This is a genomic window from Bacteroidota bacterium (assembly GCA_016706255.1).
Classification (GTDB): Bacteria; Bacteroidota; Bacteroidia; order Chitinophagales; family BACL12; genus UBA7236.
The window spans coordinates 702,902-715,063 of sequence record JADJJZ010000003.1 but is presented as its reverse complement, the minus strand read 5'-3'; the positions used below and the strand labels follow the sequence as shown (position 1 = coordinate 715,063).

10 protein-coding genes, 1 tRNA gene and 1 pseudogene are annotated in these 12,162 nt (G+C 38.0%); 2 read left to right on the top strand and 10 right to left on the bottom strand.

Annotation, left to right across the window (positions count from 1 at the left end; genetic code table 11):
• Positions 1-33: 33 nt before the first annotated feature.
• Both nadC and IPI65_04880 read right to left on the bottom strand, forming a co-directional pair.
• On the bottom strand, positions 34-894 hold the full coding sequence (gene nadC / locus IPI65_04885; GenBank protein ID MBK7440871.1) for a carboxylating nicotinate-nucleotide diphosphorylase: 861 nt from the start codon (positions 892-894) through the stop codon (positions 34-36).
• The gene (locus IPI65_04880) at positions 887-1,288 is read right to left on the bottom strand and encodes a DUF4783 domain-containing protein (protein MBK7440870.1); all 402 of its coding nucleotides are present in this window, start codon (positions 1,286-1,288) and stop codon (positions 887-889) included. The genes nadC and IPI65_04880 overlap by 8 nt, the downstream gene beginning before the upstream one ends.
• Positions 1,289-1,425: 137 nt before the next feature.
• Between IPI65_04880 and IPI65_04875 the strand changes: the two genes are divergently transcribed.
• Entirely contained in the window at positions 1,426-2,964 is a 1,539-nt protein-coding gene (locus tag IPI65_04875) for a 2,3-bisphosphoglycerate-independent phosphoglycerate mutase (protein ID MBK7440869.1), read from the top strand.
• A 1,041-nt stretch (positions 2,965-4,005) separates the two neighbouring features.
• Here the strand turns inward: IPI65_04875 and IPI65_04870 are convergent.
• The 3 genes and pseudogenes from IPI65_04870 to IPI65_04860 form a co-directional block, all read right to left on the bottom strand.
• Complete coding sequence (locus IPI65_04870) at positions 4,006-5,370, bottom strand: dipeptidase (protein ID MBK7440868.1); 1,365 nt, start codon at positions 5,368-5,370, stop codon at positions 4,006-4,008.
• Between the two features lie 32 nt (positions 5,371-5,402).
• A complete protein-coding gene (locus IPI65_04865; GenBank protein ID MBK7440867.1) occupies positions 5,403-7,202 on the bottom strand; it encodes a hypothetical protein in 1,800 nt (599 codons plus the stop codon).
• Between the two features lie 4 nt (positions 7,203-7,206).
• Positions 7,207-8,095: pseudogene (locus tag IPI65_04860) on the bottom strand (1-aminocyclopropane-1-carboxylate deaminase/D-cysteine desulfhydrase).
• 44 nt (positions 8,096-8,139) lie between these two features.
• Here IPI65_04860 and IPI65_04855 point away from each other — a divergent pair.
• Positions 8,140-8,213 (top strand) — tRNA-Ala (locus IPI65_04855).
• Between the two features lie 66 nt (positions 8,214-8,279).
• Here the strand turns inward: IPI65_04855 and lpxB are convergent.
• The 5 genes from lpxB to IPI65_04830 all read right to left on the bottom strand — a co-directional run bounded on the left by lpxB (position 8,280) and on the right by IPI65_04830 (position 12,158).
• Positions 8,280-9,395 carry a lipid-A-disaccharide synthase gene (lpxB, locus tag IPI65_04850; protein ID MBK7440866.1) on the bottom strand — a complete coding sequence of 372 codons (1,116 nt, stop codon included), beginning with the start codon at positions 9,393-9,395 and terminating at the stop codon, positions 8,280-8,282.
• Between the two features lie 11 nt (positions 9,396-9,406).
• Complete coding sequence (locus IPI65_04845) at positions 9,407-9,724, bottom strand: hypothetical protein (protein ID MBK7440865.1); 318 nt, start codon at positions 9,722-9,724, stop codon at positions 9,407-9,409.
• Between the two features lie 9 nt (positions 9,725-9,733).
• Positions 9,734-10,573: a 5'/3'-nucleotidase SurE gene (gene surE, locus IPI65_04840; protein MBK7440864.1), complete on the bottom strand. Its 840-nt coding sequence runs from the start codon at positions 10,571-10,573 to the stop codon at positions 9,734-9,736.
• 83 nt (positions 10,574-10,656) lie between these two features.
• Positions 10,657-11,427, bottom strand: coding sequence for a PD40 domain-containing protein (locus IPI65_04835; protein ID MBK7440863.1), 771 nt, complete (start codon positions 11,425-11,427; stop codon positions 10,657-10,659).
• Positions 11,428-11,444: 17 nt separating this feature from the next.
• On the bottom strand, positions 11,445-12,158 hold the full coding sequence (locus IPI65_04830) for a hypothetical protein (GenBank protein MBK7440862.1): 714 nt from the start codon (positions 12,156-12,158) through the stop codon (positions 11,445-11,447).
• Between the last annotated feature and the right edge of the window lie 4 nt (positions 12,159-12,162).

The window sequence follows — 12,162 nt, the reverse complement described above, 5'->3', positions numbered from 1 at the left end:
AATCTGAACATTAAGTATCCTTAACAGTTGATTTTACTGCATTAAGGCCTTAAAACTGAGGTCTAAGCTCTTTACGGAATGGGTGAGTTCCCCTACCGAAATAAAATCGACACCGGTTTCGGCGATGTCTTTCACGGTATTAATATTTACGCCACCTGAAGCCTCGGTTTCAAACTGATTGGCAATTACTTTAACTGCTTCGCGCAAATCTTCCAATTTGTAGTTATCCAGCATAATACGGTCGACCCTGCCCGTGCGCAGCACTTGCTGTACTTCGTCCAGATTGCGGGTTTCCACTTCTATACGGAGATTTAATTCATTGTCTTTAAGGTATTGCAACACCCTGGTAATGGCATTTTCGATACCTCCGCAAAAATCAACATGATTGTCTTTAATCATAATCATATCGTATAACCCAAAGCGGTGATTATGTCCGCCACCTATGCGCACAGCCCATTTTTCGAAGGTTCTGAGGCCTGGAGTGGTTTTGCGGGTGTCTAATATTTTAGCGTTGGTATGTCGCACGGCCTGCACAAAACGGTTGGTATTAGTGGCAATTCCGCTCATGCGCTGAATAAAGTTCAGCATGGTTCTTTCAGCAACAAGGAGGGCTTGAATGCGACCTGTGGCATGCAAAACGATATCCCCGGGCACCACTCTGGCGCCATCGGGAATAAAAATGTCAACCTCGAGTTCGGGGCTGACATGTTTTAAAATTTGTTCGGCTAATTCTACGCCAGCGATTATGCCGGGTTCTTTTACGAGTAGTTTTGCGGTGCCTGCTGCTTCGTGTTCGATTGTTGCGAGGGTGGTATGATCACCTTCCTGAATGTCTTCTATCAAGGCTTCATCGATAACATCGAGCAGGTCCCAAATCACTACACTATCACTCATTCTCAAAACTTAACTCCTGTATATAGAATTTGTCTGCTTTTTTCTTCATATACACATAAGTTCTGAACTTGCCTTTGTCGGTAGTTAATGAACCGATGGCGTAATGTGCATTGTTTCCTCCGGAAGGTCCGTCGTGGATAAAATTGAAGGCTTTAGGCGGATTTTTTGTAAAAAAGTCTTTTACAATAGCTTCGGCCTGACTTTTACTGTAAGCGCCTTCTTTATTTGCAATTTTAACTTCTACCGTATTGTCAAAATAAGTAGCTAATTCTTTGGAATCACCGCCTTTTATGGCACTGGCAATACTGTCTAAATCGCTCACTACAGCAGCAAATATCATTATTGGCACTACAAGTAGTGTGATTAACAATCGGGATTTTGAATTCTTTGTCATGGTAATACAAATTTGGTCAATGCTGATGTATTGGCTAAAACCATACCAAAATTAGGCATTTTTAACAAATACCCTATAACAGCGCGTGGATAACAATTTTAGACTGCAAAATTCTATTTCTCGTCTACCTTTGTAGTATGGAAAATGGAAAAAAAGCAATGCTGATTATAATGGATGGTTGGGGACATGGTAAAAACCCGGCTGCCAGTGCAATTGCTCAGGCTAAAACGCCAAATGTAAACAACTACTATAAACGTTATCCGAATGCAGAACTGAGAACCGATGGTGAATTTGTGGGTTTGCCGGAAGGACAGATGGGAAACAGTGAAGTTGGCCATTTAAATTTAGGTGCAGGCCGAATTGTTTATCAGGAATTACAACGCATTTTTGTCGCAATAAAAAACGGAACACTTGCCAATAATGGTAATTTAATTGCTGCATTAAATTATGCAAAAACGAATAATAAAAATATTCACCTCATCGGTTTGGTTAGTGATGGTGGTGTACATTCACATATTAATCATTTAAAAGCATTATGTGATATTGCAAAAAACAATCAGGTAGCGGGAGATAAATTATTTATTCATGCATTTACCGACGGCCGCGATTGTGACCCGAAAAGTGGAGCGGGATTTTTAAAAGATTTACAACAACATTTAAATAACAGTATTGGTACTATTGCCAGTGTGTGCGGACGTTATTATGCGATGGACAGAGATAACCGCTGGGAAAGAATTAAACTCGCTTACGATTTATTAGTAAAAGGAACAGGCAGAAAAACAACCGATCTAATTGCAGCAGTACAAGCAAGTTATGCTGAAAATGTAACAGATGAATTTATTTTACCGATTGTACATTCAGATGCAGCAGGCAATCCGCTAGCTGTGATTCAGCCTGATGATGTAGTAATTTGTTTTAATTTCAGAACTGACCGCTGCCGACAAATTACGCGTGTGTTAACGCAGGAAGATATTCCGGATTTGGGCATGTTTAAATTACCACTCTATTATGTTACCATGACCAGATATGACCACACCTTTAAAAATGTTTCGGTGATATTTGAAAATGATGATTTAAATAAAACGTTGGGCGAAATATTATCGCTCAATAATAAACGACAAATTCGTATTGCTGAAACAGAAAAATATCCGCATGTTACTTTCTTTTTTAGTGGCGGAAGAGAAAAAGAATTTGCCGGTGAAAAAAGAATAATGGCAGCATCACCAAAAGTTGCCACTTACGATTTACAACCGGAGATGAGTGCTTACGAAGTAAAAGATAAAATTGTAGCAGCAATAAATAATGACGAAGCAGATTTTATTTGTCTGAATTTCGCTAATGCGGATATGGTTGGACATACCGGTGTATTTTCAGCATGTATAAAAGCCTGCGAAGCAGTGGACACTTGTGTGGGTGAAGTAATTGCAGCGGCCTTACAACATAATTTCGCAATTATATTAACAGCAGACCATGGCAATTCCGATTTTGAAATAAATGCCGACGGTTCACCCAATACACAACATAGCACCAATCCGGTTCCGGTATTTTATATTGACAATACACCACAATTCACCAAATTAAAAAATGGCAAACTGGGTGATGTTGCACCGACAATTTTAACGTTGATGGGATTACCGATTCCTGCGGAAATGACCGGGGATATTTTGGTGAGTTGAATTTTCTGTACAAGCATGGTTCTTGCCTCAATTAAAATATTTTATACCGGAACAACCCTGCGATAATTCGAAGTAGATTATAATAGGGTTTATCTTACCGAGTCGCAATTGGCAGCGGTTTGTAGGGGCGGATTCAATTCGCCCCTACAAACCGCTGCCAATTGCTCAATTTGTTTTATGAAGGAAATAATTCCTTTTAAAACACAATTCGATAAATTTAATACTTCTCAAAACTGTCCTCATTTATATTTTGTAGGGGCGAATTGAATCCGCCCCTACAAAATATAAATGAGGACAACTACGGAGCGATAAATTGAATGTAGCAATAAAAATATTTACTCATAATTAATTCCACTTCCATCTCTTAATGGTCGCAGGGTTTTAATGATTGTCTATTTCTTTTTGGGCGTAAGAAACCTACTCGGACATCTGTGGGTGGCAGGAATTTAATTTACACAATAATTTCGATTTATAATGGCATTTACCCTACCCAATCGCAATTGGCCTGTGGTTCTAGGCACGCATGCAATTCGTCCCTACAACCACAGACCAATTGCTCAATTAGGTTGCAAAAGCACAATTTGAAAAAAAGGACATTTCACAAATTAATATTTTACTCAAAATTGTCATGCATGTTATTTTGTAGGGACGTATTGCATGCGTCCCTACAAAATAATGTGCAGGACGAGGACGAAGCTGATGATGCCAATTTTTAAAAAAAACCAGCCCTGTCCGAGCAGGGTTTTACTGATTGTTTATTTTTTCAGTGGTAAGAAAATTGGTAGGAAATTAATCGTATTAAAACCCAAAATAAAATTTAATTAGGACTCATTAATGAAATCCTAGCCCGGATAGAAATGGAGGCCAGGGGGGGGAGGAAAAATTTGTGAATTGAAGATTGAGGGATTTGGAGATTTGGGATTACGAGCCCAGGATAAAGCCCCTGCCGGAATGGATAGCCGGTGAAAAAGGCTGATTTAAATTCGGATGTTGATGCTCCAAAAAATAAATCAGCCTTTTAATGCAGCTATTTTTAATTAATTACATTTCTGAATAATATTTAAAAAACCAAGGCAATGTTTCGATGCCTTTGTAATAATTAAACAAGCCGTATTTTTCGTTTGGTGAATGGATATTATCGCTGTTTAATCCGAAGCCCATTAAAATACTTTTTGCACCGAGCACGCGTTCAAACAATGCAACAATCGGAATACTTCCACCTTCGCGTGTTGGAATTGGTTTTTTGCCGAATGTTTTTTCCATTGCTTTAATTGCAGCCTGCATTGGCGGATAATCTAAAGGCACAACAACAGGTTCGCCGCCATGGTGATGCGTAACTTTTACTTTCACGTAAGGTGGTGCAATTTTATTAAAATGTTTATCGAATAAATCGGCGATTTTTTGCGACTGCTGATTGGGCACCAAACGCATGGAAATTTTTGCATACGCTTTTGATGGCAATACTGTTTTGCTACCCTCGCCGGTATAACCGCCCCAAATACCATTTACATCGAGTGTCGGGCGAATAGAAACGCGTTCGAGTGATGTATATCCTTCTTCACCTTTTACTTCATTTACACCTAAATCTTTTTTGTATTCATCGAGATCAAAAGGTGTTTTTGCCATTTCTTTTCTTTCGGCATCGGTTACCAATTCCACATCATCATAAAATCCTTCGATGGTAATATGTCCATTTTTATCGATCATGGATGAAATCATATCACATAATGTATTAATCGGATTGGCAACACTTCCGCCATAAACACCGGAATGTAAATCGCGGTTTGGTCCAACTACTTCAACTTCCATATACGTTAATCCGCGCAGGCCGACAGTTACCGAAGGCACATCGTTTGCAATAATTGAAGTATCGGAAATCAGAATTACATCGCAACTTAATAATTCTGTATTATTGGTAATAAATGTTGCGAGATTTGGTGAGCCAACTTCTTCTTCGCCTTCAATAATAAATTTCACATTACATGGTAAAGCATTATTTTTCATCATGGCTTCAAATGCTTTTACGTGCATATACACCTGACCTTTATCATCGCATGCGCCGCGTGCATAAATATTACCGTCTTTAATTACCGGTTCAAAAGGTGGTGAATCCCATAAATCGATTGGGTCGGCGGGTTGCACATCGTAATGGCCGTAACACAATACCGTTGGTTTTGCCGGGTCAATAATTTTTTCGGCAGTAACTATCGGGTGACCTGCAGTGGTATTTACTTTAACATTGTCGGCCCCCGCTTTGCGCAAACTTTCGGCAACGGCTTCTGCCATGCGCGCAACATCTGCTTTGTATTTTGGATCGGCACTTACGCTTGGAATACGCAAAATTTCGAGCAGTTCATTCAGCAACTGCTCTTTATTGGTTTCGATATAATTATTTATAAAATCCATAATCGGTTTTTTGTTTCAAAATTAGTTCAAAATCATTTAATGTTCCACTTATAGTAGATGGTATTTCCCTGCTGGGCAATTTTTTCCATGTGGTATTTTTCAATAATATCGGGAGCGGTTTTAATTATGGTGGCCGCGGGTTCCAAGTTAGAGGATTCTTCCACCTTCGGATTATAGATTACCAAAATTGGTTTATTGTTTAATTGCTTTAATAACGTTGCGCTTATGGAATCACCCTGAAATAACGTGAATATATTTTTTGTAAAGGATACGGGCGTGCGCGATAAACGTACCGAGATTAATGGCAGTTGCGATTTAATTTGCAACTGACAAGTATAGCGGAACCAGTTTTCATTATTGTCGATGGTGTAATTATAATCTTCGTTTCCAACGGTGTAATAAGGAATTGGCAAAATGGCCTGATAATCGTTGTAATTAATGTCGGGAATTACAGCAGTGTTTTTTTCTATAAAATCGCTTTCCGAAATTCTGGAATTATAAAATTTGTGTACATCTTTTACATCAAGTGCAACTAAAAATGCACCACAGATATAAAACAACATTTTTATTTTAGGCGCAGGGATAAAAACAAATCTGTCTATATAGATAATTAATGCTATTGGCAGCAAATAAAATATCCACCAGGTAAAACGTGCAATACAACGGAAATGTATTATAGGTGGATAAACTTTACCCAACCAATACAGCGGATTAAAATAATTGTCGAGCCCTAAAAACCCCATTTCTTCACCGCGGGCTGCGAAAAAAACAAATACTACAGTTAATGTTGTAACCCAAAATAGTGTTGTGGGTTTAGGTATTTTCACTTTATTAAAAATTATAAAGCGGAATAAAAAAAACAACAACGAAATTGTTGTAAGATACCAAAAAAAGTTGCCGAGATAAGGTGCATTTTCAGGGTCAAAATTTCGGTAACCGCCGATAAATGCAATTGAATTTATTTGGCTTTTTGCTTTGTAAAAATGAAACAATCGTGCTTGCCAGTTGGATACATCAACGCCGTCGGGTGTATTGGAGCGCAGACTGAGATAACCATCGGTGAAACGGATACACAACACAATTGCGACAACACCAATAGCAATACCGGCGATGGTAATGCTATATTTTTTTAGATTCACCGCAAACATTTTATATTTCAGCACAGCAGTAAAAAACACAAATAAACCCACCGGTAAACCAAGCAAAAGCATGTAGTATAAATGAATACCTGATGCAATAAATAACAGTAAGCCCATACTTGCAGCCAGATAAATATGTTTATTTATTTCTTTGTTTTCAAGTGCAGCATACCATCGGAAACACCACTCGATGGCGAGAAAATAAAATACGGAAAAAGATAAATTATAATGGCCGCCAAATAATCGGAAAAATTGCGGGGAGGTCCATACTAAAATTATCGATGCAAAAATGAGCAACCATTCGTTTTGTATAAATCGTTTTAATATTTTTCGGACTACAAAAGCGGCTGCCAATAAATTGAGCATGATCAACAAGTGCATAATAGCAATTGGATGATGCACCGGTGTAATATTTAAATGTATAAACCGCAGCAGCAAAGCGATAAATGGTGAATTGTCGGTATACCAGATATAATCCCCATACGGATAATTCATTTGGGTATACTGAAAATAACCGTCTGCAGCAGGCTGATTGATATAACTTTGGAGTGTAAAATAATTTTTAAGTCCGTCGCCACTGCTGGAATACATAAATGTATTGAGGTGCATCAGTTCCGGCAGAAAAAAAATAAAAAACAATGCCAGGTGCAACAACCAATAAAGCGAATGATATGAAAATATTTTTTTTTGCACGGAATTAATTGTTCAGTTTTGGCTGATTGGGAAACCGGTAATACCAGCCATCCCAACCTTGTAAACCACCGGTATGTAAACAGGCAATAGAAGAGCCCGGTTTAAATTGTTGTTTCTGCATCATATCGAATACGCCGTAAAACATTTTTCCGGTATAAACGGGGTCGAGTAAAATTTGGTAATCGGTTTTAAACTGTTGAATAAAATTAATTAAATCGGGATGATATTTTGCGTAACCGCCGAAATGATAATTTGTTTGTAATTCCCAGTTTGAATGCACATTTCCGGATAATAATTGAATTTCCTGTTGTAATTGAGTGCCGGCTTTTAAGTGCAGGAAATCCTATAATATGCGTATTGAGTAAATTGGCTGCTATAAGTCCCGAAATTGTTCCACCGGTGCCAACGGGACAACAAAGCACATCATAACTATTTTCTCCATCAAGCATTTCTTTACAGCCTTTTACCGCTAAATTATTTGTGCCACCTTCGGGTAAGGCGTAAAAATTGCCGAATTGTTGGTGTAAGGATTGTAATAAATCGTCGTTGCTTCTTGAGTTGCGATACATTTCGCGGGTAATAAAATGTAAGGTCATACCTTTTTTGCGCACAAATTGCAGGGTTGGATTTTGTGCATCATCTTCACCACGCACAACGCCAATTGTTTTAAATCCAAATTGTTCGCCGGCGAGTGCAACTGCATGTAAATGATTTGAAAAAGCGCCACCAAAAGTGAGTAGGGTATCGTGTTGCTGCTGTTTTGCTGCTTCCAGATTATATTTTAGTTTGTAATATTTATTACCCTGCAATTCAGGTTGCGCCTTATCGAGACGCAAAATTGTTACTGCATAACCCTTGTAGTTAAAATTATCTTTTGGAATAGGCAAAATCATTGGCTTACAAAGATGCTGAAAAATATTATCTTTGGCGCTCAATCGGGGGTATAGCTCAGTTGGCTAGAGCGCTTGCATGGCATGCAAGAGGTCGTGAGTTCGAGTCTCACTATCTCCACTACCTGATTGAATGACGTTTAAAAGGAACGCAGATTAAACAGATTTAACGGATTAAAACGGATTATTAGTTTACTGTTGATAGTTGCTCGATTATTCCCGCAGCAACCATCTCCGAAGCCCCTTCCCCACCCAACTTATCGCGCAGTTGCTGGTAATTATCGCGCATGGTAGTTCTGTATTCATCATTGTAAACCAAACGTTCGAAATGTGCTTTCAGATTTTTTTCGTTGAATTTTAATTGAATTAATTCCGGCACCACTTCTTTGTCGGCAATTAAATTCACCAGCGAAATATATTTAACCTTTATGAGTTGTTTGGCAATTAAATAGGAAATTAAACTGCCTTTGTAACAAACAATTTGCGGAATATTAAACAATGCCGTTTCCAGTGTTGCCGTTCCGCTGGTTACCAGTGCTGCTTCACTGTTTTGTAGTATGTCGTACGTTTGATTAAATAAATAAAATACATTTTGCTCGCGGACAAATTGTTCGTAGTAACTTTTTTCTATTCCCGGTGCACAGGCAACCACAAATTGAAATTTAGGATAATATTTTGCCATCGATAACATCACCGGCAATTTTACGGCGATTTCCTGCTTTCTGCTGCCCGGCAATACACCGATAATGGGTTCTGCAGATAAATTATTGACTTTATAAAAAAGCGAATTTTTTACTTTATTACTAATTTCATCCAATAAAGGATGCCCAACATAAGTAACCTGATAGTCATGTTGCTGATACCACGCTTGTTCGAATGGTAAAATCACAAACATGTGGTCGACATATTTTTTTATTATTTCAACACGACTGCTTTTCCATGCCCACAGTTGTGGTGAGATATAATAAAATACTTTTAATCCGTTTTCTTTTGCGAAAGGTGCAATACGTAAATTAAATCCGGGATAATCCACTAAAATAATTGCATCGGGTTTGTAGGCAAGGATATCCTTTTTACACTGCTCAATATTTTTTAAAATCGAGCGGAGGTGCATTACTACCTCGATAAACCCCATGTAAGCCGTTTCTTTATAGTGACGGAATAAAGTAACTCCCTCACTTTTCATTTTATCTCCCCCAAAACCACGAAATTGTGCGTTTGCATCGCGGGCTTTTATTGCAGCAACCAGATTTGAACCATGCAAATCGCCGGAAGCCTCACCTGCAATGATATAATATTTCAAGGTGGGCGGGTTTAATTAATTAAATAATTATTGTGCAGAATATAATAATAAATCAGCATAAAAATGGCTGCCAAAACAGTAACAATTCCAACCCCGCGCAAACAATTATCTTTTTTTGTCCGGATGTAAATAACAAAAGGAATAATATTAAAAAATACTGCGAGCGTGGAAATAAAACGTTCTGAAACACCGGAAAATATGTTACCATTTATATAAACGTCGCCGGCAAGACTGTCGTTAATCTGATAAAAAACATAAAACATAGTAACGGTAAAAAAAAGGGATACCAGCATCCCGACAAAAACATTATCTTCTTGTAATTTGCTCATACCAATTGTTTAGCCCAGGTCGTTAAATGATTTAGTTGTATCGATATGCATTTTATGCGGATGGGTAATGGTATTAACGTTCCAGTTTTTATTAAAGTATGCAATGGCATGATGTGCGGTTAAATCAAACTGCACAGGCACAACCGATACATAACCGTTTGTCAAAGCCCATTCATCAGTATCTTCACCCTTATCGTAATTTTCAAATTTTCCGGTCAGCCAATAGTAAGGGCGTCCATGCGGGTCCATTCGTTCTGCATATTCTTCTTCCCATTTTGCTACTGCCTGCCGACAAATTTTAATGCCATTTAATGCCTCAATAGGTAAATCGGGAATATTTACATTCAACAAAGTGCCTTGTGGCAATCCTGCAGTTAATATTTGTTTTGCAATAATACTTGCATAATGTTGAGCGCCGCTGAAATCGGCATCGTGCGCATAATTCAACAACGAAAATCCCACAGCCGGAATACCTTCAATACCCGCTTCCATAGCCGCACTCATGGTTCCGGAATAAATAATATTTATAGATGAATTACTGCCATGATTAATTCCCGAAACACATAATTCCGGTTTTTTATGCAGAATTTTATCCTTCGCCAGTTTCACACAATCAACAGGTGTGCCCGAACATTCATAAGCTTCAATATCACCAAATACATTCGATTTTTTTAAACGCAGCGGCTCATTTAAGGTAATGGCATGACCCATTCCGCTTTGCGGTTTATTTGGTGCTACTACTACAACTTTTCCGAGATGTTTAACCGCATTTACCAATGCGTGAATTCCGGGCGCATTAATTCCATCATCATTTGTTACTAAAATAGTTACTTCCTTATCCTCCCTCATGTCAAACAAAATTAAATGGTGTTAATTACCCAATAAATAAATTAATGTAAAATGATAATCAACACAACGCAAAAAGCGCCGCATTAATTATTATTTCCAAGTAAAGGTTGTAATTCAACCGGAATAATGCCATTGCTGGAACGCAGACTGCTCAAATCGTAAACAATTTTATCCAGATAACCTTCTTTCGAAATTTTAATACCCATGGTAGCACCTGAAAGTGTGCTGATATCACCCAAACCTGCAGCATCTGTTTCACAAATAATCTGCATGTTCGGACTTTCAATAAATGTTACCCTTGCTTTGTAAATCGGCTTCAAATCGGTGTCGTAAACATAAATTTTCGACAAAGCCGACATTTGTGTTACCGCATAAATATCATCGCTGCCTTGTCCGCCTGCGCGGTTCGAAGTAAAATAACCAAAACCGTTTTTAATAATCATGGCATAATCATCCTGCGATGAATTAACCGGCATACCCAAGTTTTCAGGTGCTGTCCAGTATTGATCTACACGACTGCTTTTAAATATATCAAAACCGCCGAATCCGGGGTGATAATTACTTGCAAAATACAATGTGCCATCTATACTCATAAATGGATATAATTCGTCGCCGGCAGTATTAATTGCTGGGCCCATATTTTTTGCGTTCGACCAGGTATTTCCTTTTTTAGAACAGAAATACAAATCGATTCCACCGTATCCACCCGGTTTATCGGATGCAAAAATTAAAATATTACCATCGGGTGAAATAGTTGGCTGACCAACAGAATATGTTTTTGAATTAACCGATACAGGGCGCGGACCGGTAAATTTATTATCTACATAAGTAGAAAAATATAATTCCAATTTCACTTCACCATCGCTTGATTTTACAGTTCTTCCACGGTAGTGATTGTTGCGGGTGAAATATAATTTTTTATCGTTTTGATCGTAAAAGGTGCTGCCTCGTGCAATTCGGTATTTACGTTTTGCATTGGCGTAATAATCCAGAGTGAATCGTTGCGTTGTTCCGTAAAATATAAATCGTAGTAAGAAACACCGGTGGTAGGATTTATCTCATTACCACTACTTCTCGAATAAATAATACCCTTTTTAAAAAATGTTGGTGTTAATTCTGAATCTGAAGTATTAAATCCTAAAGTGTCAATATAATATTCAGGCGCTTTATTTTTATTCGATATCGCCCAGTCGCAGGAAGCAGCATAATAATATCCCTCTTCCTCATAAGCAGCATATTTCAAATAATATATTTTCGCCGATTTATATTTTCCGTTGGTTTTTAATAAGTCCGCATATTTTTTAAGAATATCCGGGTCAGCTGCATTTTGGTCAACAATAACACCATACCAATATTCTGCATCAACGGTATTGTGCATCATGCGATAACACTCAGCCAGTTTTAAATTAATTTCATAATTATAGTTTTGCTGCAAATAGGTAATATACATTTCAGCAGCGCGATTATAAATTTGGTTTTTATATAATTTGTCCGCACGCTGAATAAATTCAGCATCCTGCGCTTGTGCTGCCTGAACAGTCAGCAAACCAAATAAGAGTATCCAGATTTTACAACGATTCATCATAAAG